The sequence below is a fragment of the Levyella massiliensis genome, assembly GCF_000308275.2.
GTDB lineage: Bacteria > Bacillota > Clostridia > Tissierellales > Peptoniphilaceae > Murdochiella > Murdochiella massiliensis_A.
Genome location: NZ_HG529490.1, coordinates 790,756 through 814,752 on the forward strand (window position 1 = coordinate 790,756; position 23,997 = coordinate 814,752).

At 43.0% G+C, this 23,997-nt stretch carries 25 protein-coding genes; 2 read left to right on the plus strand and 23 right to left on the minus strand.

Annotated features, from left to right (window positions below; translation table 11 throughout):
* Window positions 1–26 precede the first annotated feature (26 nt).
* The 3 genes from BN98_RS03580 to BN98_RS03590 form a co-directional block, all read right to left on the minus strand.
* A complete protein-coding gene (locus BN98_RS03580) occupies window positions 27–602 on the minus strand; it encodes a CPBP family intramembrane glutamic endopeptidase (protein WP_195891101.1) in 576 nt (191 codons plus the stop codon).
* Between the two features lie 328 nt (window positions 603–930).
* Window positions 931–3,234 (minus strand): ABC transporter permease, encoded by a 2,304-nt coding sequence (locus BN98_RS03585; RefSeq protein ID WP_040942523.1) that lies wholly within the window; start codon window positions 3,232–3,234, stop codon window positions 931–933.
* Window positions 3,234–3,929, minus strand: a complete 696-nt coding sequence (locus BN98_RS03590) for an ABC transporter ATP-binding protein (protein ID WP_019189684.1) — start codon at window positions 3,927–3,929, stop codon at window positions 3,234–3,236. The genes BN98_RS03585 and BN98_RS03590 overlap by 1 nt, the downstream gene beginning before the upstream one ends.
* A gap of 188 nt (window positions 3,930–4,117) precedes the next feature.
* Between BN98_RS03590 and BN98_RS03595 the strand changes: the two genes are divergently transcribed.
* Both BN98_RS03595 and BN98_RS08690 read left to right on the plus strand, forming a co-directional pair.
* Complete coding sequence (locus BN98_RS03595; protein WP_019189683.1) at window positions 4,118–4,858, plus strand: SDR family NAD(P)-dependent oxidoreductase; 741 nt, start codon at window positions 4,118–4,120, stop codon at window positions 4,856–4,858.
* Between the two features lie 22 nt (window positions 4,859–4,880).
* Window positions 4,881–5,111, plus strand: coding sequence for a hypothetical protein (locus BN98_RS08690; protein ID WP_019189682.1), 231 nt, complete (start codon window positions 4,881–4,883; stop codon window positions 5,109–5,111).
* A gap of 35 nt (window positions 5,112–5,146) precedes the next feature.
* Here BN98_RS08690 and BN98_RS07865 read toward each other — a convergent pair whose 3' ends face one another.
* From BN98_RS07865 to BN98_RS03705, 20 genes are all read right to left on the minus strand, one after another.
* Window positions 5,147–6,442: a GIN domain-containing protein gene (locus tag BN98_RS07865; protein WP_019189681.1), complete on the minus strand. Its 1,296-nt coding sequence runs from the start codon at window positions 6,440–6,442 to the stop codon at window positions 5,147–5,149.
* Window positions 6,443–6,794: 352 nt separating this feature from the next.
* Complete coding sequence (locus BN98_RS03610) at window positions 6,795–7,283, minus strand: hotdog domain-containing protein (protein ID WP_019189679.1); 489 nt, start codon at window positions 7,281–7,283, stop codon at window positions 6,795–6,797.
* Window positions 7,284–7,340: 57 nt separating this feature from the next.
* Complete coding sequence (locus tag BN98_RS03615) at window positions 7,341–9,632, minus strand: oxidoreductase (RefSeq protein WP_019189678.1); 2,292 nt, start codon at window positions 9,630–9,632, stop codon at window positions 7,341–7,343.
* Between the two features lie 884 nt (window positions 9,633–10,516).
* Window positions 10,517–11,218 carry a hypothetical protein gene (locus BN98_RS03620; RefSeq protein WP_019189677.1) on the minus strand — a complete coding sequence of 234 codons (702 nt, stop codon included), beginning with the start codon at window positions 11,216–11,218 and terminating at the stop codon, window positions 10,517–10,519.
* Between the two features lie 372 nt (window positions 11,219–11,590).
* Complete coding sequence (locus BN98_RS03625; protein WP_019189676.1) at window positions 11,591–12,625, minus strand: S66 family peptidase; 1,035 nt, start codon at window positions 12,623–12,625, stop codon at window positions 11,591–11,593.
* 113 nt (window positions 12,626–12,738) lie between these two features.
* A complete protein-coding gene (locus BN98_RS08590; RefSeq protein ID WP_195891102.1) occupies window positions 12,739–13,542 on the minus strand; it encodes an LEM-3-like GIY-YIG domain-containing protein in 804 nt (267 codons plus the stop codon).
* Between the two features lie 3 nt (window positions 13,543–13,545).
* Complete coding sequence (locus BN98_RS03640) at window positions 13,546–13,773, minus strand: helix-turn-helix domain-containing protein (RefSeq protein ID WP_019189674.1); 228 nt, start codon at window positions 13,771–13,773, stop codon at window positions 13,546–13,548.
* A 266-nt stretch (window positions 13,774–14,039) separates the two neighbouring features.
* Window positions 14,040–14,255, minus strand: a complete 216-nt coding sequence (locus tag BN98_RS03645; protein WP_019189673.1) for a helix-turn-helix domain-containing protein — start codon at window positions 14,253–14,255, stop codon at window positions 14,040–14,042.
* Between the two features lie 494 nt (window positions 14,256–14,749).
* Complete coding sequence (locus BN98_RS03650) at window positions 14,750–15,169, minus strand: nuclear transport factor 2 family protein (RefSeq protein ID WP_019189672.1); 420 nt, start codon at window positions 15,167–15,169, stop codon at window positions 14,750–14,752.
* Window positions 15,170–15,340: 171 nt separating this feature from the next.
* Complete coding sequence (locus tag BN98_RS03655; protein WP_019189671.1) at window positions 15,341–15,655, minus strand: TfoX/Sxy family protein; 315 nt, start codon at window positions 15,653–15,655, stop codon at window positions 15,341–15,343.
* A 28-nt stretch (window positions 15,656–15,683) separates the two neighbouring features.
* Window positions 15,684–16,232: a GNAT family N-acetyltransferase gene (locus BN98_RS03660; RefSeq protein WP_019189670.1), complete on the minus strand. Its 549-nt coding sequence runs from the start codon at window positions 16,230–16,232 to the stop codon at window positions 15,684–15,686.
* A 191-nt stretch (window positions 16,233–16,423) separates the two neighbouring features.
* Window positions 16,424–17,317 (minus strand): metallophosphoesterase, encoded by an 894-nt coding sequence (locus BN98_RS03665; protein ID WP_154654950.1) that lies wholly within the window; start codon window positions 17,315–17,317, stop codon window positions 16,424–16,426.
* Window positions 17,304–18,038 (minus strand): ABC transporter permease, encoded by a 735-nt coding sequence (locus BN98_RS03670; protein WP_019189668.1) that lies wholly within the window; start codon window positions 18,036–18,038, stop codon window positions 17,304–17,306. The genes BN98_RS03665 and BN98_RS03670 overlap by 14 nt, the downstream gene beginning before the upstream one ends.
* A 7-nt stretch (window positions 18,039–18,045) precedes the next feature.
* The gene (locus BN98_RS03675) at window positions 18,046–18,777 is read right to left on the minus strand and encodes an ABC transporter permease (protein WP_019189667.1); all 732 of its coding nucleotides are present in this window, start codon (window positions 18,775–18,777) and stop codon (window positions 18,046–18,048) included.
* Window positions 18,770–19,693, minus strand: a complete 924-nt coding sequence (locus tag BN98_RS03680) for an ABC transporter ATP-binding protein (RefSeq protein WP_019189666.1) — start codon at window positions 19,691–19,693, stop codon at window positions 18,770–18,772. Before BN98_RS03680 ends, BN98_RS03675 begins: the two co-directional genes overlap by 8 nt.
* Before the next feature lie 20 nt (window positions 19,694–19,713).
* Window positions 19,714–20,481: an ABC transporter permease gene (locus BN98_RS03685; RefSeq protein WP_019189665.1), complete on the minus strand. Its 768-nt coding sequence runs from the start codon at window positions 20,479–20,481 to the stop codon at window positions 19,714–19,716.
* A gap of 103 nt (window positions 20,482–20,584) precedes the next feature.
* The gene (locus BN98_RS03690; protein ID WP_019189664.1) at window positions 20,585–21,508 is read right to left on the minus strand and encodes a sensor histidine kinase; all 924 of its coding nucleotides are present in this window, start codon (window positions 21,506–21,508) and stop codon (window positions 20,585–20,587) included.
* 1 nt (window position 21,509) lies between these two features.
* A complete protein-coding gene (locus tag BN98_RS03695; protein ID WP_019189663.1) occupies window positions 21,510–22,208 on the minus strand; it encodes a response regulator transcription factor in 699 nt (232 codons plus the stop codon).
* Window positions 22,205–22,390, minus strand: a complete 186-nt coding sequence (locus tag BN98_RS03700) for a helix-turn-helix domain-containing protein (protein WP_019189662.1) — start codon at window positions 22,388–22,390, stop codon at window positions 22,205–22,207. The genes BN98_RS03695 and BN98_RS03700 overlap by 4 nt, the downstream gene beginning before the upstream one ends.
* A 228-nt stretch (window positions 22,391–22,618) precedes the next feature.
* The gene (locus tag BN98_RS03705) at window positions 22,619–23,974 is read right to left on the minus strand and encodes an MATE family efflux transporter (protein WP_019189661.1); all 1,356 of its coding nucleotides are present in this window, start codon (window positions 23,972–23,974) and stop codon (window positions 22,619–22,621) included.
* Window positions 23,975–23,997 lie beyond the last annotated feature (23 nt).

Below are 23,997 nucleotides of genomic sequence, written 5' to 3' on the forward strand. Positions count from 1 at the left end.
GGATACTCAAGTCACCACCTCGTCTGCTAGCCTTCCAGGCCCTCTTGCTGACGTTTTCGTCTTTCATGTGCCGTCTTGCTGAACCAAATGCTTATAATCGTCAATAATACAATACCCAAAAGAAATGTACTATCCTCTGACAACACCACCATCGATAGCAGCGTATTCGTCAACCCATGTGTCAACGCACACGCCCACACCGATTCGGTCAGATCATATATCGCGCCCAGCCAATAACTCAGCAGCACGCTCAACACCATAAAAGGAAAAAAAGCCGTCCCCTGATGCGAATTGCCTTTCAGAAACCACAGAGGCACATGCCACAACGCCCAGAGCAATCCGACAACAAGTGGCAATAGCAGCCAAGGCACTTTTTCGCGCCACGCCGGTTGTAGCGATCCTCGCCATCCGAGTTCCTCATTGCCTCCCATTAATGCCGTCGTCAGCAAGAACAGCGTCAACACCGATCCCACCGGATTTCCTGGAAACAGCAACTGCCGCGGTTTCACCGCCGTCCCTACGAACAATAAAATCTCCGCCAGCATGAAAAGCCCCCACCACAGAAGCCCCTCTTTGCGGAAATGCAGCAAAAAATTACCCACTCCTTTTTTCGTTCGTCTTTGTTTCGAACACAAGAAGGCCGCGATCGTAGGTCCGAAGCCCCCGAGTAAAAAAAGAATCATTGCAATAGGATTCGCCGGCTCCAATACCCCTAGGTTAAGCAGTACTGCTTCTATCCACCAACAACCCCACGTCATTACAAACGTCCAAAGCAAATAGGATTTCGCACCCATTTGCGGCTCTTCCCTCTCGGATCGATACTTATCCTCTGTCATTCCATCGCGCCTCCATGCTCACTTCAGAAATACGCAACGCTACATTTATTTTCCCATGAGGTTCTGAAATAAGCAAGCTGCGAGGCAGCAGATGTTAGCCATTCATGACTTTCAGTTCCTTCACCATGTCAATCTTGCGCAGACGGAATCGCTCGAAGAGTTGAACCAGCAGGAAGAGCGCAAAGCCAATAAGGAATAGGATGGCGTAGCGGGCGGGCGAAACATACACGTGGAGAGTAACGCCCAATTTGGTAAGAGCTGATTGGACACAAAATGTGAACAGTCGGTCAAAAAGTGGCAGCGTGACGATATAGAAGATGGGCATAGCAAACAGCAGAGAATGCAAATAGATCCTGGCGATTTCGTCGTCGTGATAGCCAAAGACCTTGAGGTAAGTGATGTTTCGCCGTGATTTATCAAGCACCTGGCGACTCACCGTGGTGACAAGGACAAAGTAGAACACGAGGGCCAAAATGAGAACGGAGACAAAGACGCCGCTGAAGCCTTCGATAAAATGTTCCATATAATTGTTGATCTTCTCACGATCCATGCGAGTCAGCACATTTTCCGGATCGAAGGATAGCGTGCGGTCGCTGAGATAGGTATTAAAAAAATTATCCGGTTGTTTTAAGAAGCGATTGAGATTTTTCATAGGCATGAAGAGGCGCTGCTCGCTGACATCATCAAAAACGTCCTTGACGTTGAAAAGCGTATAATGCGCATCGCTACGCGTCTTAATGGCAATCGCATCCCCTGCGGCAATATGATATTTATCTGCCATGCCGCGCGAAATAATGATTTCGTTCTCTTTCAGTGCATCCAACCGATCTGCGTGATAGCGGGACCCTTTGTCCAGCGCATAGGTCATAATGGACTTTTTTGCGAAGGCATGTGCACCGGTCGCCGAATCCTTTTTTGTTTTTTCCTCATCGATACGATAGTCAAGCTCCGTCAGTAACGCCTTTTGTTCGTTGTCATAGGCGGGAACCGGCTGTTTTACGATATACGTATAGTTGTAGAGAATTTGGCTCTTGACGCGTTCTCCATATTCACTAAACATTGTGCGGGCTTCCACGCCGTATAAGAGCAGCATATTACCGATGAAGAGCCCGAAAAAGAGAGCCAGCACATTAGCGCGATGCTCCCAGAGGACGCGCAGGCGAAATGCCATAAGGAAGGGAACATGACGAAGGCTGCGGTGGGAGCCCTTGCTTCGTTTGCTGATGTCGCTGCGTAAAAAACGCAATGGCGAAAGGCGCAGATAATAGAGCAAAATAAAAACATTGAGAATTGTCACAATGCAAAGCGGTACCAGGGTCGTGAGGCAGAAGGAATGCAGGGTCAGAAGGGGTTTAAATTTGGGCAAGGCATAGGATTCATAATAAAGATCGGCATAGAGCTTATAACCGCCTGCATAGGCAATAAGATTGCCGAATACCGCTGCCAATAGGGTCATCGTAAAAGGCAACAAGGTGTAATGCACCAAGAGACTTTTACGCGAATAACCGGAGGCCAGAAGTGTACCCATCACAGGCGCTTCTTCATGGACTAGGCCACGCGTTTGCGTCGTAGTCATGAAGGCCAGGGCCAGGAACATAAAGACCATAATCAGACGCATCATCGGTACATCGCCACCCATATCATCAATGAAAAAGCGGATTGCCGGATTATCGTAGCGATTCATCGCAGAGAGGATGGTTCCTTCGTGCGCAGCGCGCGTCAGAGCATCTTGAAAAAGATCACGCGCTTCTTCCTCCGTATGCGTATCATGCAGGCGATAGCTGTAGAGATAGTTGGTTTTGGTGCCACGGATGGCATCAAAACCGGCATCTGTGACAAAGCCCAGCCCAAAATACTTCGCATCCATCACCAAATCCGTCGGATTTTTCAGGACGGTGGAATAATCCGGCGTAGATACAAAGCCGACCAGTGTCCAATCACGATCTCCCACGCGCAGACGATGTCCTATTTTATAGTCGTTCACCAAAGCGAGATTGGCATTGACCGCCATCTCGTCGTTTTTTTCCGGTAGCCGACCTTCACTGATCATGGCAAGGTTAATCGCACGACGATTCTTAAAAATACGCAGCATATTCGAATCGTTATGCGTATCGTCGCCAAAATTCTGCTCTTTATAGAAATTTTCATACAGCGACAACGCATCCGCCTCCACCGCTTTTTTGCTTGTATCGGAGAGCGGCTCCATCATCAGGATTTGACCGTCTTCCACTTTCCCTTCTTCCAACTGCTGATAGTAAAGGGGCTCGATCGAGTTCTGCGCGATAAAAAAGGCTGAGAGAAACGTCGTAGAAAACAGAAACATCAGAAAGAGTGGCAAATAGGTGCCAGGCTTATGCCAAAGCAAGCGAAAAATGCGCTTATGTAGAGGATTTCTCATCACCAAGTTACCTCCTCTGCGGAAATTTTATGTTCGTTTTCGCGCACATTCTTCAATCTGCCGTCGTGCAGTTCCACGACGGTATCACACATTTTAGCAATCTGCTGATTGTGGCTGGCTAAAAGCACACTGATGCCGTATTCCTGATTCAGATATTCAATGAGTTCGAGCACGCTTTTCGCACTTTCATAATCCAGCGCACCCGTCGGTTCGTCACAGAGAAGAAGTGCCGGACGCTTGATCATCGCGCGAGCAATGGAGGTGCGCTGTGCCTGTCCGCCGGAAAGTTCATTTGGGAATTTTCCAAGTTGATCGGCAATACCCAAGTGTTCGCTCACCTCGTCCACATTTAAAGGTTCATCGGACAAATACGCCCCTACCTCGATATTCTCGCGCACAGTAAGATTGCTTACCAAATTGTAAAACTGAAACACAAAACCGATATTCTTGCGACGATAATTCTCCAAGGCGCGCTTATTTTTTCCATTGAGCGTAAAATGATCCACCGTTACCGTTCCTTCGTCGATGGTTTCAATCCCGCCCAAAATGTTCAAAAGCGTCGATTTCCCGCTGCCAGACGGTCCCAGGATACACGTAATGCTGCCTTGTGGGAGGGACAAGTCAATGCCCTTCAAAACAGCTTGCCGGTTTTCTCCGCGCCCATAATATTTTTTGAGACTTTGAATTTGAATCATAAGAATTTCCTCACCCGATTTTCCAGCCGATGGCTTCCTCACGGGAAGCCACAAAACGACGATAGATGCCCACATCAGTACAAATGCCACGCAATCTTCTGTTAGCTAATATTAACATTTTCGACAATACCGTGGCAATAGAGCATGCGTTATAATGGATACGTAAAAAAACACATAAGGAGCGTGCTATGAAATTACAAAACAAAGTCGTATTGGTCACCGGATCCACCTCCGGCATCGGGAAACATTGTGCCCTTCTGTTCGCAAAAGAAGGCGCCAAGGTCGTGATTAACGGCCGCAATAAAGAGCGCGGCACTGCCGTGCTCGAGGAAATTAAAGCCCATGGTGGCGAAGCCATCTTCGTCCCCGGTGATGTGATGAAAGAAGAAGATCTTCAGCATCTGGTGGATGAAACCATTCAAACGTATGGCAAACTGGACGTTCTCGTCAATAACGCCGGCATCTTTAAACTGCTCTCTCTCGAGGAAATGAGTGAAGAGGACTTTAACCGTATCATCGATACGAATCTAAAGTCCGTCTTCCTGCTCACAAAGAAAGCCATGCCTCACATTCTAAAGAGTCATGGCAATATCCTGAACATCAGCTCTGTTGCGAGTCTCAAGCCCTCCATCGGCGGCTACGCCTACAACACCTCCAAAGCTGCGCTCAATATGCTGACGCAAGTTCTGGCCAAAAACTATGCCGCCCAAGGCATCCGCGTCAACGGTATCTGCCCCGGCATCATCGAAACCCCGATTCTGCCCGTCAGTGACAAAGAATCGCTGGAAAAACTTGCCCAAGTGGTACCGATGAAAAAGAACGGTGAGCCGGACGACATCGCGTATGCGGCACTGTTCCTCATTTCCGATGAGGCCAAATATATTACAGCCGTCAATCTGCCCGTTGATGGCGGCTTCCCTCGCATCTGACGCAAAGGAGAAAGGGGGATCCATGGTCAATTTTGGGCCATCGCTACGCACCTACACCTCCCAGCGTGAGGTCGTTTACGCCCGCCGCGGCATGGTTTGCACCACCCAGCCCCTAGCATCACAGGCGGGCCTTGCCATGTTAAAAAAGGGCGGCAATGCCATGGGCCGCGGCCAAATCATTTGGCGCAAACAAAACGGCGTTCTCGTCGGTGGCACTGAAAAACGCGCCGACGGTGCCATTGCCTGCTGGTAGGCAGAAATGGCACCATCGGCGCGTTTCTATCGGACTCAGCCGCGCTGCAAAATCTCGAGCGTGCTGCTCATGGAGAGCTGCTCCACGGACTTGCCCTTCACGCGACCGATGACCACATCGCCACAGCCTCGAATGACCACCTCGGAATCATCAACGACAAGACCGCGGGCATCCACATCGCCGCTGCCTCTGAGAGAACAGCGAAACTCGGATACTTCACCTTGGTCCACTTTGAAGTCGCCGGAGCCGCTTAAATCCACGTGCAGGACACCATAAATTTGATGAATGCAGGCGTCGGCGGAGCCGGCCATACGAATTGAGGCACCGGAACACGTTTCGACGTCCACATCGCCGGAACCGGCCATATTCAGTTCGAGATTTTCTACTCTTGCTAAATTGACATCGGAAGAACCTGCGGTTCGAATCGAAGCCCTCTGAAAAGAAACCGAAGCATCCACATCGCTCGAACCTGCGGTGCGCAGGCGCAATTCCTCCAAAGTATCGCTCGGGCAATCGATCGTAATGGTGTTGTTGTCCTTTCCAAAAATTGGATTATTGAAAATGCGCAGGGAATGCGCATTTTCTTTTGGATCTATCGTCAGGCGCAAGCAATGATTTTCTTGTGTGGCTTGGATCGAGCGAAGAAAGGATTGACTGCCTTCCGCACGCCAGGAAAATTGCGAAGCTGTCGTCTTGCGAATCTGCACTTTGCAGCTGCCATGCAACTCCAGATTTAAGCGCGAAATTTCTTCCGCATTGCCCAAATTCGATGCTTCTTTTGCTTCCTTTGCCGCCTCTCGGCGAATCTCCTCAAGAAACACAATCTCAATCCGACTGCGGTCGTGATTCACCACGACATTTTCCGACAAATCCGCTTCCGAGCCGTTCTCAAAATACAAATGTTCCCCATCGCGATGCGAAAGTGGTACATTGCTATAACAAGCGCGATTGCGAAAACTGGCCACAAAAGTTAAACCGTGGTAGGTTTCTGGAAACGCCGATGCCGATTCCGCATACGAGGTGGCATTTCCGTCGTGTTCGTCTTGCGTCGCCTCTTCGGCGTGGTCTGCCGCCTTGGCGGCTCCGCCATCGCCATAGGAAGGCGCATCGTCGAACTCCACCGATGCCAACCCGAAAAGCTGATCCATACTCAGGTGCAAAATGTTACCAATTTCCGGCAGCAGCGAAATATCCGGGCTGCCCATCCCATTTTCCCATTTTGACACCGCTTGCGGCGATATCCCGAGCTGTCCCGCCAATTCCGTCTGCGTCATGCCCAATGTTTTCCGTCTTTCTTGAATGATTTGTCCGATTTGTGCATTTTGAAACATAGTTGCCTCCTTTGCTCCCTTTCTGTCCTCATCGTAGCGGTCGGTTGATTCCACTTCCACATACGGATGGTTGAAAAAGGGCTTTTCCCCGGCAACGCTTTGTTGTACAACTCTCCGTTGTATATTATTAAGCTCTCAGAGCCCGACTTTTTCCTTTAATAAAGCAACAAATTGCTTTTCATCTGCTGCTTCGCCGGCGTTAGACCATGTGGCGGCGCACTGTTCAAACTGCAAAAGATGGTTACGTACTTTTGCTGAAGACTCTTTCTTGGCTAGAGAGAGAACAAAAGCAGTACGGGTTTTGCGCATGGCGCAAGGCCGGTGAGGTTTCCGCCATCTGTCCCCCTTAACGTTACATCGTATCTTTTACTGCCACAGCCACCATCTTCGCTTTCGCACGCACTTCGCCCTTTACTTCCATTTCCATACGCACAATGGCTTTTCTTTCGCCAAGTTCTTCCAGATACGAGCGAATCGTAATCTCTTGCTCCATGGGTACCGGTTTCTTAAAATCCACTTCCAAATGCGCGGTAATAAAACGTCCGATCACCGTTTCCGGCGTGAGCGTCAGCCCCTTCTTATGATGAGCAAACCACGCTGCCGACGCCGTCCCATGGCAATCGAAGACCATTGCTATCATACCGCCGAAAAGATTCGCCGGCACCCCGCCCGTATACTGCGCATCCGGCGTAAAATGACATACACACATTTCCCCATCATCGCTCGGATACGAATGCAGATGCATACCCATCTTATTTTTCGGTCCGCATCCCCAGCAATGTTGGAAACGCTCCCCGTAGCAATCCTGAATGGCAATGGATGTATGGTTGTTTTCTGTCATGATAAGCTCCTTTTTGATTGTATTCGGTCGCAACCGACCACGTTCTATTCTGCCACATTAAATTTGCATGGCCGTTTCATACGCTTGCCACACCGCCGTTTGAATATTGCCGACGCTATTGCAATCGCCAATCCAATAGGTATTGGTGCGTGTCCCCTTCGCGATGAGCGGTTTTGGCACGTAGCCGACAGCGGAGATAGCCGAATCGCAGGGCAGTTCATGGCTCTCGCCCGACTGATCCTTGTATACGATGCAACCGTCCTTCACCTCGGTTAAGGCTGCATTGAGATACACCGGTACGTTCTTCCAAGCAAACCATTCGCGCAAATACGACGAATTGGCTAGGCACACGCCCGGAGTGGCGATCAGGTCTTCCTTCATTTCAATAATAAAGGGCTTCTTCCCCTCCAACGCCAATTCATACGCAATTTCACAGCCCGTCAGACTGCCGCCGATAACGGCCACCGTTTCGCCAACTTGTTTACCCATTAAAAAATCCGTGGCTTCCACCGTCTTCTCAAAGCCCGATACTTTTTTCAGCATAATGGGCGTTGCTCCCGTAGCAATGATCACAGGATCGTCTCCAAAGCTTTCATCGGCGCTTATCGTATCTTTTAATTGTACGGTAATGTCAAGTCGCTTCATTTCGCCGCGATACCAATCTAAGAGATCGCGCATGGGCTTTTTATACGACTCGGCACCGCCCGGAATCACCACGCCGCCCAGAGCATCGCTCTTTTCATGAATCACCGGCTCATGGCCTCGCAGCTTCAACACGCGCGCTGCCTCCATGCCGCCCACGCCGCCACCAATGATATGCACCGTTTTTTTCTGTGTCGTTTTTTCAATATGGTGTTTATCCCATTGCATGGTTTCCGCATTGACTGCACAGCGTGCCAAATGCAGCGAATCCTCCATCTCCTGCATATTCGGCGTACCTTCCCATTTGCTCATATTAAAGCACGCATTGTGGCAAAGGATGCACGGGCGAATTTCATCGCGACGTCCTTCTTTGAGCTTCGTCACCCATTCCTGATCCGCCAAAAAAGCACGCGCAAAGCCCACACCATCCAGCGTTCCCTCTGCCACTTCCTTGGCCCCCTGCTCGGGCGTCATGCGGCCTGCGCACACCACAGGAATATCCACCGCCTTTTTGATCTCCTTGACTTCGGCCAAATTGCAATTCTCCGGCATGTAAATCGGCGGATGGCACCAATACCACGCATCATAGGTCCCATTGTCGCAGTTAAGCATATCATAGCCCGCTTCCTGCAGATAGCGTGCCGCCCATCGCGACTCTTCCATATCCCGTCCGACTTCCGTATATGCCTCTCCCGGCAATGCTCCCTGTCGAAATCCTTTTGTCTTCGATTCCACCGAATACCGCAGCGATACCGGAAAATCTTCTCCGCACACTCTTTTAATTTCTTTGACAATCTCCACTGCAAAGCGATAGCGATTCTCCGCACATCCTCCGTAGGCATCGCTTCTCTTGTTCACATACTTCAACGTAAACTGATCCAGCAAATATCCTTCATGAACGGCATGTACCTCCACGCCATCCACGCCGGCCTCCTGCAACAATTTCGCCGACTTTCCGAACGCCTCCACCATTTCATGAATCTCATCCTCACGCATGGCTCGCGATGGCACCTTGTCCGACCAGCGATTTGGCGCTTCCGACGCTGACGCCGTAATTCGATCCAGATTCAGCACCGGCTTTGCGAAAAAGCGCAACATCGGATTCGTATACAGCTTCTCCATCATCGGCGAAATCGTAAACGACCGCCCGAATCCCGCCGTCAGCTGTACAAACAACTTGGCCCCCGTCTTATGGAAATCCACCAGCCACTTAGCCAAATCTCGATACATCTTTTTATTCTTATACAGCCACTGCCCAAACATCGGATTCAGCACCGGCTGGCATCCCGGCAGAACCAATCCCACATTATTCTCCGCCACCGTTTGAATAAAATGCGCCCCCATTTCATCAAAATGATTCTTCTCCATCCATCCCAGCAAATTCGTTCCCCCCATCGATGTCATCACGATGCGGTTCTTAATCGTCACCTTCCCAATCTGCCACTGTGTAAACAGCGCTGACAAATCCTCTCCCTCGACCGGATTTTTTTGCAGCGATGCGAGAGCTTTCGGATCAGGCTCCGTATCTTGCGGTATTTCAGGGGCTGGTTTGGCCGTGGAGTGGACTTCCGGCGTTGGTGTTGCGGGTTGGGCTTCCGACGCGGGGTTCTGCGTGGCAAGGCGAGCTGCCGTTGTGGGTGCTGCTGCAGTTTGCGCTCCTGGCGCGGCTACGCGAGCTTCTTTTAATAATTCCGATACAGTTTTCATAATGCCTCCTATGCCGCTTTGAAAACGACTCCCGACGTTTTCAAAGCGGCCTCCTTCACTACTTCCAATCGATAAAACCAAAATATGTGCTTATCAATAGGAAAGCTTTTCACTCCTAATTTACCCTGTTGAGCAAAAAATTTGCGATAATACGGAATATCTCGCGATGTGGCAAGGCAAAAATTCTCTTTTTAGCCGAGCTTTCTGATTAATACGGCAGGCGGCTCATCGAACCGCCTTCACTTGTGTCAAACTGCGCCGCGTGAGCGGCGCTGCTTCTGGACAATGCGACGCAACGACGTGTAGCGGCTAGGTATTTTTTGATATACGGTTTTTACCTAGCCGACAATCGCAGTCGATCGCCGTGCGGCGGCTAGGTATTTTCCCATATACGGTTTTTACCTAGCCGAAATACGCCTTGCAACGCCGTGCGGCGGCTAGGTATTTTTCCTTATACGGTTTTTACCTAGTCGGAAATCGCCTTGCTGTGCTATGCGACGGCTAGGTATTTTTCTATATACGGTTTTTACCTAGCCGAAACACGCCTTGCAACGCCGTGCGGCGACTAGGTATTTTTCCATATACAGTTTTTACCTAGCCGAAATACGCCTTGCAGTGCCATGCGGTGGCTAGGTATTTTCCCGTATTCGGTTTTTACCTAGCCGAATAACGCACACAGGTGCCACAAGTCCATTAATGAAGCCCGGCTCCGCCGGGCCTTTGTAAATGAAATTAAGGAAGGCGGCCCATTGGGCCGCCCTCCACTTGTATCAAACCGCGCCGCGCGAGCGGCGCTCCTTATTTTTAATCGCCGCCGGAGGCGGCTCTTTCTGCGTCACTCGGACGACTTTCGCGCTTACGTTAAAAACGCAAGGAAAACAAGATTATTGCTGCGAACTCTTTAATTTGTCGGTATCCCAATCTTCTATGATGTCGCCGGTTTTCGCATGAATATATTGCACATGGACGCGCGTGACTTTATCGCCGGAAAAGATGCCATAAAAAGCGCCTTGCATTGAAAATTGCATCGTCAGCATGGATTCTTCGAGGTTGAGTTCCGTTGCATTCAAATAGACTTTGTAGTCCGTAAAGGTCGGATTGGATTCAATTTTTACAATGCGATGCCCTTTAGAATTAGCGATGATTTTATTGCTATTTTCTTTAAATTGCTCTTGAAAACTTTGGAGGATCGCCTGATGCTTTTGCTTGGACATATAGAAGGTTTCACTGCCATCGGCATTTCGCTCGATTTTGAATACGCCATCCTCTTGTTCGGCATCCAGGGATGCGTCTTTCTGTACCAATTCTTTGGGAATCGTAATTTTTACATCAAACCAACCTTTTTCCACCTTCGTTTTACCAATAGCATTGATATCGCTGGCTTCATTTTCCATTTCCGAAGCGGCAGCATCGCTGTTCGATGGCGATTTCGAAGACGAGGATTCAAGTGCTTCCGAGGATTCATTGTCCGTTTCTGAAGAAGAAACCGCATCACTGCTTTTTGTGGAAGTCTTGGGCGTTCCACCGCAACCCTGCAAAATAAGGCTCAAACCAATCGCTACGATACATAAGGAAATTTTTTTCATATGGCTCCCTCTATCTTTCATACTGAAACGCCGATGTTTTGAAGCAAAATATACCCAATCATAATCAGGCTTTGATCATCTTCATCACGCATTCCACATGGCTCGGTTCTCCAATGAACAACCTATTCATCACCTACTGTACAAGGGAATGGTGGAACACCAATTTTCGCCTTAAAATGGGTATGTCGAACCGATACGAGTGTTGAGTTGCCCTATTGCTCGTATAGGCAAATAGGGTAAATGCCTATTACCTAAATTTCAATTTTCGGTGCAATCCAACTGACGGATTAAACTGAAATTTGTTACTCATCTTGGAACGATAAATATTTCAATTTTGTGTGTCACTTACCTTTTATAGTTATAATAGTATCATTAGAATTTTATGCTCTGATTTACTGCATCCACCACAGCCTCTACACCAAACGGAATGATGCATCTTGGTGTTGCATGACCGATGTTTATATTAGCAACAATCGGAAGTTCTGGATTGTCTATAACCTCTACAATAATCTTTTTATATTCATCAAAATATAGTTCATCCATTGGCTTGCCACATAACACACCTGAGACCACATCAAAGACTCCTGCCTTTTTTATGGCCTCCACCATCTTTCTATAGTGTTCAGGATTTGGTTGCTCTTCACTTGTTTCAAGTAGAAGTATTTTTCCTTTCCAATCCTCCAAAGCTGGGAATAGACCATATTTCTCACATAACAAAACAGTATCAGAATATCTGCTGTCATCAAAAACATCGTACATACTTTCAAGACAACCGCCTAAAATCTTCCCTGAGAACACTGTCTTCCCTTGAAGAAGCTGAAAGCCTTCATTTTTATGCTTAACTCTTTCAGTACCCACTGCTCTTACAGACCAGTCTGTTCGCTCTTCACACCAAATATCACTTGGCACAATTTCATTAATGTGCTCCGTACTAATCAACTCTTCAAAATACTTTTTTGTATATGACAACATATCATCTTCCATTTCGCATATATCTGCCAGGAATGACTGTCCATAAAATGTATTAAATCCGAGCTTGTGTAGCATTAGATGATTCATTGTAGTGTCTGAAAATCCAAGAAATATTTTTCCCTTTCCCGCTGCATCAATAGCCTCTTTTAGCTCACTATTATCAAACAAATATGGAAGTAATCGATATGTATCATCTCCACCGATTGCACAGAGAATCATGTCGACATCCTTATCCCTCATTGCCAAGAGCAAATCATCAGCTCTCTCTTTTGGATGATTTTTTATATACTCAATTCCTTTCATTGCATGTGGCATAACTTTTACATTTAGGCCAAATTCTTCTAGCCTTTTAAGTCCTATATTTACTTCATGCTTTACATAGTCTTCACCTATCGTTCCTGCCGATAGGCTAACAAGCGCCACATTTTTTATCATGCTATCTCCTCCTCCATTGTCATGAAAATCAAATTTTCATCCCTACAAATTCAAATTTGTCTATTCCATTAAATTATGATTTGTTATTGTTCACTAAACAGAATTTTATCTCTCTACCGTGGATTCAGATATGTAATCGGATTCTGTGCCGACTGGTTTAACTTCAGTCCGGCTATCGACTTTCCAATGTAGAATGATTCATTCTCATCAAGCGGAAGTCCCTGTTCATATCCTTCATCCACGAAGAATAATCTATTTTCAGTTTTCGGTGTCAGAACGATATCCTGTCTTGGAAGTCTGTCCTTTGCCTCTTTACATACAAACCACTCTGATGGCTTATATACGGCCACAATCAAAGAATTGTAAACACCGAAAACATACTCAACTGTTTTAACCTTTACCTTTGATGCTCTCCAAACACCACGAACAGCATCATATAATACCTTCTCATCCATACCTCTCTGATAGAGTCTGTTTATTTTGATGACAAGGATTTTGTGCCTGATGTCTTTTTCTTCAAGCGGGGCGGCACCGTTTATTCTTTCATACTCATCAACTGATAAAGCCTCTGCCGAATGATGTCCGGCAACAATGTTTGTAAGTCCCGCATCACTAACATAGTTGAATGCATTGATCAGTGATGCCTCTGCAGCAAATGCCTCTTCTTCAGTTAAGTTTGAATTTATAATTATCTTTTCTACTTCAAGTCCGGCATCCTTGATATCTGTGATAGTCTTCAGTTTCAACTTCTCACTATCTGGACTACCCAGGCTTTCTTTTTCATGCTCAAACACTCTGTTTTTCGTGCCTTTTCCAATATAGAAGATTTGCTTTGTGCATGGATCTATGAGTCCGTACACATAATAATCTCCAAGTGAAAGGAGGCTCTTCTCTGAAAATCTATCCGTAGAACTCACCACCTATTCGTTGCTTGTTTTTATCTGCTCTCCATCCGGGAAGATAAATGACTGCTCAAAGGTTACACCCATGACATCAGCTATCAGCTTTAATTCTTCCAAAGTCACAGTATCTCGTTTCAGTTTCTTGCCAAAGTTCTGTGGAGTCTGACCTATCCGTCTGGCAAGTTCTGAAAGACTTATATTCTTTTTATTACATAATTCTTTAATCATATCGGATGTCTTCATCATAATCCTCCATGTCTAAAACGCACCTCAACTCATTTTATTATAAACCATTTGATTGATATTTTCAATCCTGGCACAGTTTTGCTCTGTAAATTATTTATGAATGACAAAAACACCCTGCATCACTGCAAGGTGTCCGTATCATATTCCATATTCAATTATCTCTTAAGTTCAAGTGTCATGCCGGATTTGAATTCAAAGATAAGCTTGTCATCAAAGATAGCCAAGATCAAGACCACCGCAACCACTAAACAAACTAATTACGTTCATTATTTTTCCTCCCATACCTTTGAATCTACTTCAAAGGAAATATCGTTCTTTTCACAAAAATCTTTGATTTTCTTTAATGCCTGATAATTTGGAATTGCCTTTTCATTTTCCCAACGATTTACTGTTGAAAAAGAGACACCAATCGCATCAGCGAACTCCGTTTGATTCAACAGACATTTTCTTCTAATATCTTTAATCTCACTGCTTATACTCATGAGTGACCTCCTTATCCATTTATATATCGTTATTATAGCATATTTAACTCGAAAAGTAAATTGATTTTAGCGTAAATTCCGCACTACCAATTAAATAAATATCATAAGACGTGTGCCAAAATACGGACAGCTAAAATCAATATTTTTGTCTTAACAACCCCAAATCAATACTTCTGTCTATCCAACTATAAAAATCCGCCTCTCTGCAACTCCCAAAACGTAGAAAATCCGAGGATCTGGATTAACTTCCAAATCCTCGGAAAATCCTTATATTTCAAGCATTTTTACACTATCAATTATGTACTTTAGTCAACAGAACCACGCTCTCCGCATGTGTCATGACTACCCTGATGATAACCATGCATCAAGAAAAGAGTCTTAACGCTCGTTGCACGATGGAAGATGGCAAAGGTAATCTTGTTGGAGGGCGCGAATCAAAGGCTGATTAATTAGCATAATTATTCATATAACTTAGGATTTGTTCGTTGACGACATCAAAACCAATTTACTCTTTCATCTCTAAATTCAGGATCGCTGCTTTGCTGATAAGGGTTGTAGTTACTTCGATTGCATCCATATTCCTTTAAAAATTTTATCTTATTATCAGCCGTCCATTCAATCAAAGAAACTCCGTCAAATTCTTCTGTTTTTCCTGTATGCATTTCATTTTTGAAATACCATTCAACGATAGTCTGATTTTCTTTATGAAAAAATTGCTTAATTTCCCATACCAAAACTTTCCCTCTCGTATTCCACTCTTTAAACCAGTGTTTTACTGTTTGCAGATCATAATATTGTGGTCCCCAGCTTTCCGTGTAAACCACATTTTCTGAAAAAATATGATCCATACCTAAATCTCGTTGAATTATCCACATCTCAAACCACAAACGTATTATTTCTTCTTTTTCTTTCATAAAAACCTCATAAGTTAAATGTTCGTTTCATTAAAATACATGAATCTCAAACTCGTGCTTCATGGATTCTTCCAGCAACCGTCTATATGCGCCCATAGTGAATACAATATCAATGCTACGAATCGACAATCATTTCATTCCATGTGTAATCTGTAAAGAAGATTGTTTGTCTCATTTAGCTTTCTTGGGTTTCTTTTCGGGCAGTTCCGTATACATACCTTCCAGTAGTTCTTTAATTAAATCCGTATCCTCAAATCTGTCGAATACGTGCATCAACGTCTTTGAACCTTCATAGGGATAACGCAATTCTGTGCCTGCAAGAAGTCTATCCGATGTAGGCGTTTTCTTCAGAAACAGTTCATTATCGCCAATATCACCTATCAGTTTACCGTTAAGGTATACAAGGTATCCGCCCATCATGGATTTTAGGGTAATATCGCCAGCTACGGAAAAACAATCACGAACATATTCGTTAAATGTATTCACTATGATCCCCCCCACAACTTACAATTTGTTAACGAAGTTCCAATCTCATCAAAATCAATTCTTGGTAACCCGAGCTTCGCAAAACAAAGCCTCTCGGGTTTCTTCCGTACTTAATAAAACCCATTTTTCGGTATAAGGCGATCGCATTTATATTATCTGCGACGACTTCCAACTCCAGCTGCCGATACCCCGCTTTTGTTGCACATTCTATGCTCGCTGTCGTAAGCGCACTACCGATACCAAGATGCCAAAAGTCTTTCTCGATGCTAACCCCTAATTCTGCCCGGTGGCTTATTTTTTCCATTGCTCCAATTGCGCTGACACCTGCAAGGCCTACAATTACATCACCAACCAGAGCACAAAGTTGTACCTCGGCAGCACTTTCCTCTTTCTGGTTTAGAAAGCTCTTTTCTTCTTCTATACTAAACCCCTTTTCATCCGGATAGGTGAGAAGAAAATTCGTTTCTTCACGAACTTTTTTAAAGGCCGAAAGAACGTCCTTTGCATCTTGTGCGGTTGCATTTCGTATAAGACATCGTCTTCCGTCTTTAAGTTTGATTGTTTTTTCGTATTTCATTATTTCTCACCTATTATTCAAACCCAAATTATTGAATGTATGTTCCAATCCTCAAGTTCAATCTCCACTCAGGCACTTCACCATCATCCGCCCAATATTCATCCATCTCGAAGATCAGATCATCTTTTTTTTAATAAAACTGAAAGTATGTATGAGGATGGGTGCCTAAGTCCACTGCAAACTGATATAATTTATTCGCTTTTCATTGTAACAACAACTATTTCAGGTCTGTTATTGAAGCGAACAGGAATGATACTGTTACCTACTCCACGGCTGACGATCATCGTTGTATTATTTTTGGTATATATCCCGGCATCATATTTGGGAAATAATCCCTGATTTGGCGCAACTACACCGCCTATAAACGGCAACCTGAATTGCCCGCCGTGAGCATGTCCACTCAAAACCAAATCAATATGTTCCATAACATAAGCCTCAAAAGTCTCCGGACGATGAGACAACAATATGCAATATTCCCCTGATAAGTTCATCTGATTTAGCTTTGTTTGAAGCATACTTTGTTGAAGCGCAGAGTCTCTGTCTGTAAAATCAGGATCATCTAATCCGGCAATTTGTACCGTCTGACCGCCTTTTTCTAATTTTATCACCTGATCATGGAGAATATGAACATTTTCATCAAGAAGCTTTTCTTCCAGTTCAGAAAACTTACTACCGATCCATGCTTCGTGATTGCCGGTTACATAATAGCATGGCGCAATCTTCATCAGCTTGCTTACCAAGGCTGTGGCTGTATCAATGTTTGTCTTGTTTGAGTCAACCAAGTCTCCGGTTATCGCTATCATATCCGGATGTTCTTTCTTTATTATTTTTGTTATCTGACTGTTGTCTCTACCAAACTGTGCATTGTGGAGATCTGATACTACGGCAATCTTATAACCATCAAACGTATCAGGCAGCCGATCACTGGTTATACAATAACGAGTAACACCAACAGTTACATTCCCCCATATAGTCCACAGCACAAGGGCTAACAAAAGCGTCAATGCTATAACCATCAAGCGCTTCTTTTTTCTATTATAAAAACGATATTCATTGCTATTCTTTCTAAATCTAATCATACACATGAAAATTAATCCTTTTAAGAAGGGTTAGAGACAAAATTCCACATCCAATAATTACTGCAAGACTATACAGTCTTCCACTGATTGATGCCTCATAATACCCTGCAAGTTGCAGGGCTGCCGTGATTGGATAAAAGGTTGTTCCCAAAGGCAAGAGGTTCGCAAACAAACCTGCGAAAGAATATACTTCTGCGAAAACAAGAGCAAGCCAATATCCCTTTTTTATTATAGACACAAATGCAATAATCGGTGATATTACTATAAAAATACCAAATCCATTTAGCAGATACACCTTCATCATTATTAGTACACTATTCAACTGTAAATCGTTGAAATGAAGCATCGCCTCCACAAAAAATGTTATTGCAAAAAGGAGCAAATAGATAAATAAACTCAGAAGTAATGTAAGCGTTAGTTTGGCTTCTGTAAGTTTTGATTCATCAACAGGAATCATCCGAAGAGATTTAAGCGTGTCCTCCTGTTCTTCTCGACATATCGTGTAACTGCCTAAAAGAGCAATGATACCGGGAAGAACGAAAAAAGTCGCCAGAGAAAGGACAGACTCCATGTACCACCCCACATTATCAATGTAACACTTTCCATAATGTACAGATAACCCTTGTGCATATACAACTGCGGCTACCATAAGAGTTGAAAAGATTGCAAGCCAAAGAACCTTTGACCTTCGCAGTTTCCATACTTCTGTTAATAATAAGTTTTTCATTTTCTTCTCACTTTCCTAATTTTAATATTTTATAGGCAAGAAAGACAGAGATTATGTCCCATAATCCTATACAAGAAATCGCCATTGATATATTTAACGATTGCCCTAATGTTACACCCGGAATATTTTGTACTATTAAAGCTGCGGCACTTGATAGTGGATGCAGATATGGATTAACCATTAGCAAAAGAAATCCGGAAAATGTATAAAGCAATGTGACACATACTGGCAGAATATATCCTTTTTGTATTAAAGCTACTGCAAGTACCGGCATCATTGCCAGCGAAATTACAGAGCCTATTTCCAAACTTTTTGAAAGCAAAAAGTTACTGCTTTCCCAGTCAAAATCAAAGTATCCGAAAGCTGTTCCTAACAATCCGGACAGAATAGCGGAAATCAACATAAAACTCATAGAGAATAAAAATAGAACGATAAATTTACTGAAAAAGAATTTTATCTTACTGATTGGTATAATCCAAAGCTGTTTTAACACATCATTTTGATTCTCCGTATAAATAATCAAAGTAGAAAGCATTCCTAAAATAACCGGTAGTATGATCCATGGAGTGTAACTAAACACCGCCCATTTATAGAATTGAATCGCAGAAATTCCAGACGCTACTTCTCTACTGAAATAAATTAGTGCAACAAACGGCATAACTATTGACGAAAGCATCAACAGCCAGACTGTTTTTCTGCGTTTCAATTTATGAAATTCCAGTTGGAGTAAATTAAGCAATTCCTTCTCCTCCTGTAATTCTTTTAAAATAGTCTTCCAATGTGTCATTGCAAACTTGTGAACCCATAACTGCAATATCCTTTAGCATAAATGCTTTATTTATTGCGGCCACATCTAAAGACGTATCATAAATTCGTATTGTTTGTTGGTCTTGAATGGAATAATCAGTCAAATGAAACTCTTGTTCTAAAATCAACGCCGCTTTAGAAACATCTGAAACAAGAATAAGAATACACTTCCTATTCTTTTCCTCAAGCTCACGCATCGAGCTTTCTTCCAGTAAAACCCCGTGATCTATGGTGCCTACATCATCTGCCAAAAGTGCAATTTCTGAAAGAATATGACTTGAGATCAAAATTGTTTTTCCTTGCTCCATACTCATAGTTTTAATAAACTTACGAACTTCCGCAATACCAATAGGATCAAGACCATTTGTTGGTTCATCCAAAATCAAAAGTTCAGGATCGTGAAGAATTGCATTTGCAATTCCGAGTCTTTGCTTCATGCCAAGAGAATATTTGCTAAATAGCTTTTTATCCTTGAATGGAAGCCCAACAACATTCATCGCATGCTCAACTGCATTAGAGGACGCTGTCCCTCTGAGCTTTGCAAATATTTCCAGATTTTCAGTTCCTGTTAGATTAGGATAAAATCCCGGCGTTTCAATAATTGCTCCAATTCGAGGATAAAGTTCTTTTTCATGTTTCATTATATTTTGTCCAAAAACTTCTATCTCTCCGGATGTAATAGATGTCAATCCAAGAACGGTTTTCATTATAGTTGTTTTTCCCGCCCCATTACGTCCAAGTAAACCATAAATACGACCACGCTTTACATGAAGATTAACCGCATTAAGTACCGTTTGATCGCCATAAACTTTTGTAAGTCCTTTTGTTTCGATTACTAAATCTGTCATTTTCAAATCTCACTTTCTTTTTAATAAGTTCTTTTCTTTAAAACTGCAATAGAAGCCATCATTGAAACTACGCCAATCAGCAGTAAAGAGCACGCACAAACAAGAGGCGTAATAGTCAATGTAATTCCCTGACCCCAAAACTCAACCATTTCAGTTGCAGCAGCAGAAGTCTTTGCATATATGCCCATGGCACTGATTAGTGGATGCACTCCCATAAGATAATTCGGAGCAAGCACAGCTGGAAAAAGATAAAGCAGCGTAGCTCCAATCGGAAGAACATAGCTTTTAGATACAATCGAAAGAAAAACGATTGGAAGCATGGCTACAGGAATCAAGATTCCACCAGTCAGAAACAACGTAACAGCTTGCAAAATAGTATGTGAATTGAAATCCGGAAAATTACCAGTAATTGCTCCGCCAATTACACAAAATACGAAGGTAAAAAGACATAGACTTACCGATAAAATGATGATTACAATCACTTTTGATATATATATTTGCGTTTTTGAAAGAGGGATAGTAAGAATCTCTTTCCATGTGTTGTTTTTATGCTCTTCAAAAAACAATGTTGTTGCAATCAATCCAAGCGAAATAGGCAAAAAAAGTCCAGTCAAATTTTTAAAAGCAAGCGTATAAAGATCTCCAAAGCTATCCATAATAGAACTACTCCTTGATATACTATAAGCCCGCTCGATAGCATATAGCCCCATCAAAAATGCCAAAGTAAATAAGCCCCAGAGCATCTTGTTTCTTTTCCATTTTTTAAATTCTGCTATTATTAACGTCATATCATGCAACTCCTTTCTGTTTCAAGTATATCAACAGAACCTTGTCGTAACCTTGCCGCAGTCTTGCTTTTTCCTTGCTTTAAAAGAAGAACCCTGTGAAAACTCACAGGGTTCTTGGCAATGTAATAGTAAAAGTTGTCCCATTTCCTGATTTGCTGGAAGCTCTGATAGTTCCGTTGTGTATTCGAATTAATTCTTTTGTAATTGCAAGCCCAAGACCATTTCCCGTTCCAGTCCGAGAAGAATCCACTTGGTACATTCGCTCGAAAATATGAGAAATATGCTCCGGTGAAATTCCTTTTCCGTTATCTCTTATCATTATTACTACTTCATTTGAATCTTCTATAATTGTAAAAATAACATGGTTCCCAGCGCTATGAGCAATGGCGTTTTGAAAAAGGTTATTTAATATTCGTGTATATGCGTTTGAATCTATATGTATTATATATTCCTCTTCAGGAATGGCGATCTCATATTGAAATCTGTGAGCTTCAAGCGTAGGAATCCAGTCTGCGACAATTTCACGAGATATTTCATTTAAGTCTATCTCTTCAAAGTGAAAAATTTGTTCACCCGCATCCAGTTTTACCCATTCAAATAAAGATTCCACGAATTGTCGTAAATGCTGTGCTTTCCCCGAGGCAATATGAATGTATTCTTCTTTTTCATCGTTTTCGACCAGTCCGCTTTCGACAGCATCTAAATAGCCAACCAATGACGCCAGAGGTGTTTTCACGTCATGTGAAAGACTGGTCATTAAACGTTTATATGCTTGTTCAGATTGTTTTTGCTGAATCAGGCGAGTTTGATTATTGATTGCAATTTCATTGATACCATAACAAATTTTTCTGGTTATATCGTTATCACGGCTCAGAATACGGCGGTTCATATTTCCTGCCTTTATATCATTTAGAGCAACTATGATAACATCAATCTGATTTCGAATCCGAAACAACTTACTTATAAGAAAAATAATTATCAGCAAAGCAAGAATTATAATAAATGTCAGCAAATAGTATAAAGTCATGTCATGCCTCCGCGTTAAAGCGATAACCTACACCTCTAACCGTTTGAATATAGTATGGATGTTCAGGATCTAATTCAATCTTTTTTCTTAACTTGCTTATAAAAGACATGATATTGCTGTCGTCAAACGCATACTCATTTTCCCAAACCTGTGTATAAATTTGCTTTTTTGTAAAAACACACCCCCTGTTTTCTGCAAAGAATACGAGTAAATCAAACTCTTTTCCCGTTAGTTCAATAGGTGTATTTGAGATCATAACAGTCCGATTGTTTTTATCAATCCGCATATCATTTAGGACAATTTTATCAATTTCTTTTCCAATTTCTGGATTTAAGGCGGTATAACGACGAATGAGAGAATTGACCCGAGCCATTAACTCTTTTATGCCAAAAGGCTTTGTTAAATAATCATCCGCACCAAGTCTCAGCCCGGAAACTTTATCGGTCTCATCACTTTTCGCTGTCAGCATCAATACAGGCACATTGCTCTTCTCTCTGATTTTTTTCAACACTTGAAATCCATCTAATTCCGGCATCATCACATCAAGTATGACTAATGTGCAATCGTTCATTTCTCTTAAGAGTCGTAGTCCCTCCAGTCCAGTATGGGATACTTTTGCAATAAAATTTTCTTTTTCAAGACATTTTTTTATAAGTACGCACAATGTTTTATCATCATCAATAACCAATACAGTTCTCATGGTTTTTGTTTCCTTCCTTCCTTTGTTCTGTTATCAATCGGTTTTACTGCATTTTTGGGGATAAGCCAAACCGTCCCCATTTTTACAGCTCCACTAATGCGCTTTGCAGTACAGTAATAATTTATCATACGGGCGGAAATCCCCAATTTTTCACTTGCTTCTTTCAATGTCATATAATTCATCGTAATTCCTCCAATAGAGTGTATTATACTTCGTCCTCTCGAAATATACAATATAAGTAAGTTATTATAACTCCTTGAAAGATTATTTCTTTGATTTTGCAAATATTAAGAAATGTAATTTATCACTTTTATTGATGTATTAATATAAAAAACACGGTGATACCGCATTTGATTCCACCGTGTTTTTGAATCTAATTTTACCTATTTACTATAGTGATGATTAAATATTCATTGATTAGTGGTTTGGTTTTTACCCATCTTATTAAGTTCTCCAAGCATCATGAAGATACCTACAACAATCATGATGAAATCTACAAGAGGCTGAGTGAACCAAACAGCTTTTACTCCAAATACCATTGGCAGAAGAATCATTGCAGGAACAAATAGGAAGAGCTGTCTAAGCATGACAATAATTCCTGCTTTCTTTCCGTTCCCGATTGATTGGAAGAATGTAATTGTCATTACCATTACTCCATACAGAATAAATACGGAATAGAACAGTCTGAAATTCCCAACTCCCTGTGTTATGATACTTGCTTCTACTCCAAATAAGGAAAGTATCTGACTTGATAACAGCAATGATGGAATCCAAAAGACTGCTGCAAGAACAAGTCCTCCGATAGAAAATACCTTCATTGCTTGCCTTACTCTGTCATATTGCTTTGCTCCGAAGTTTGTTCCGACAACAGGCTGCAATCCTTGACTCATTCCCCAAAGAGGAATGAACGAAAAGGCATATACACGAAGCGATGCTGCCATCAAAATTCCGTTTGGATCTCCGCCATACTTAAATGCCATTTTATAAAGCATAGTCTGTTGAATCATGAACAGAAGCTGCATCATCATAGCTGATGAGCCTACTCCAAACATTTCTTTTTTTATTTCCGCATCAGACTTAATCTTATGAATTTTTACAACCTTGCTCTTTTTCAGGAAGTAGTGCAGCGTTACAACTGCTTGAACAAATTGGGCTGTAATAGTAGCAAGTGCGGCACCCTCAATGGCGTATTCACCCATAACTGTCATTAAAATCGGATCAAGAATGATATTCAGTAAAGCTCCAAGTCCCATTATCATCATGGCTTTTTTCATTAGACCTTCGCCACGCATAACCATGTTTGCGGACTGTGTAAAATTTACAAAGAGGGAACCGATAAAGATTACTCTTAGGTATCTGATACCATAAGCTTTGATCTCACCCGTTGCTCCGACCATATCTAAAAAATGTGGTGCAAGTAGTATTCCGCCAACTGTTATGATTGCCGAAAACAAAATCACCCAGAAAATCAGGTTGCCCATGATTTTATCTACGGTTTTCTGATCTCCTTTACCAATCGCTCGTGATAAAACAGATGCAGAACCTACGCCAAGAAGTGTAGACACCCCGCTGTTAAAAAAAGTAAGTGGCATCGCAACGCCGCAGGCAGTCATTGCAGTTTGCCCTATGATTTTCCCGGCAAATATCCCGTCCATTAACGGATACAAACCGATTACTATCATTCCGATAACCGCCGGAATAGATAGCTGAAAAAGTAAATCTATCGGTCTTTTTGTTAACAGTTGTTCTTTCATATCTTGCTTCATTCTAAAGTCCCCCTTCTAAAAAT

What these genes read in the sequence shown, in the direction of transcription:
- BN98_RS03585 (WP_040942523.1), bottom strand. Translation starts at nt 3,234, where the DNA reads ATGAGAAATCCTCTACATAAGCGCATTTTTCGCTTGCTTTGGCATAAG.
- BN98_RS03590 (WP_019189684.1), bottom strand. Translation starts at nt 3,929, where the DNA reads ATGATTCAAATTCAAAGTCTCAAAAAATATTATGGGCGCGGAGAAAAC.
- BN98_RS03595 (WP_019189683.1), top strand. Translation starts at nt 4,118, where the DNA reads ATGAAATTACAAAACAAAGTCGTATTGGTCACCGGATCCACCTCCGGC.
- BN98_RS08690 (WP_019189682.1), top strand. Translation starts at nt 4,881, where the DNA reads ATGGTCAATTTTGGGCCATCGCTACGCACCTACACCTCCCAGCGTGAG.
- BN98_RS07865 (WP_019189681.1), bottom strand. Translation starts at nt 6,442, where the DNA reads ATGTTTCAAAATGCACAAATCGGACAAATCATTCAAGAAAGACGGAAA.
- BN98_RS03610 (WP_019189679.1), bottom strand. Translation starts at nt 7,283, where the DNA reads ATGACAGAAAACAACCATACATCCATTGCCATTCAGGATTGCTACGGG.
- BN98_RS03615 (WP_019189678.1), bottom strand. Translation starts at nt 9,632, where the DNA reads ATGAAAACTGTATCGGAATTATTAAAAGAAGCTCGCGTAGCCGCGCCA.
- BN98_RS03620 (WP_019189677.1), bottom strand. Translation starts at nt 11,218, where the DNA reads ATGAAAAAAATTTCCTTATGTATCGTAGCGATTGGTTTGAGCCTTATT.
- BN98_RS03625 (WP_019189676.1), bottom strand. Translation starts at nt 12,625, where the DNA reads ATGATAAAAAATGTGGCGCTTGTTAGCCTATCGGCAGGAACGATAGGT.
- BN98_RS03640 (WP_019189674.1), bottom strand. Translation starts at nt 13,773, where the DNA reads ATGATGAAGACATCCGATATGATTAAAGAATTATGTAATAAAAAGAAT.
- BN98_RS03645 (WP_019189673.1), bottom strand. Translation starts at nt 14,255, where the DNA reads ATGAGTATAAGCAGTGAGATTAAAGATATTAGAAGAAAATGTCTGTTG.
- BN98_RS03650 (WP_019189672.1), bottom strand. Translation starts at nt 15,169, where the DNA reads ATGAAAGAAAAAGAAGAAATAATACGTTTGTGGTTTGAGATGTGGATA.
- BN98_RS03660 (WP_019189670.1), bottom strand. Translation starts at nt 16,232, where the DNA reads ATGAAATACGAAAAAACAATCAAACTTAAAGACGGAAGACGATGTCTT.
- BN98_RS03665 (WP_154654950.1), bottom strand. Translation starts at nt 17,317, where the DNA reads ATGTGTATGATTAGATTTAGAAAGAATAGCAATGAATATCGTTTTTAT.
- BN98_RS03670 (WP_019189668.1), bottom strand. Translation starts at nt 18,038, where the DNA reads ATGAAAAACTTATTATTAACAGAAGTATGGAAACTGCGAAGGTCAAAG.
- BN98_RS03680 (WP_019189666.1), bottom strand. Translation starts at nt 19,693, where the DNA reads ATGACAGATTTAGTAATCGAAACAAAAGGACTTACAAAAGTTTATGGC.
- BN98_RS03685 (WP_019189665.1), bottom strand. Translation starts at nt 20,481, where the DNA reads ATGACGTTAATAATAGCAGAATTTAAAAAATGGAAAAGAAACAAGATG.
- BN98_RS03690 (WP_019189664.1), bottom strand. Translation starts at nt 21,508, where the DNA reads ATGACTTTATACTATTTGCTGACATTTATTATAATTCTTGCTTTGCTG.
- BN98_RS03695 (WP_019189663.1), bottom strand. Translation starts at nt 22,208, where the DNA reads ATGAGAACTGTATTGGTTATTGATGATGATAAAACATTGTGCGTACTT.
- BN98_RS03700 (WP_019189662.1), bottom strand. Translation starts at nt 22,390, where the DNA reads ATGAATTATATGACATTGAAAGAAGCAAGTGAAAAATTGGGGATTTCC.
- BN98_RS03705 (WP_019189661.1), bottom strand. Translation starts at nt 23,974, where the DNA reads ATGAAGCAAGATATGAAAGAACAACTGTTAACAAAAAGACCGATAGAT.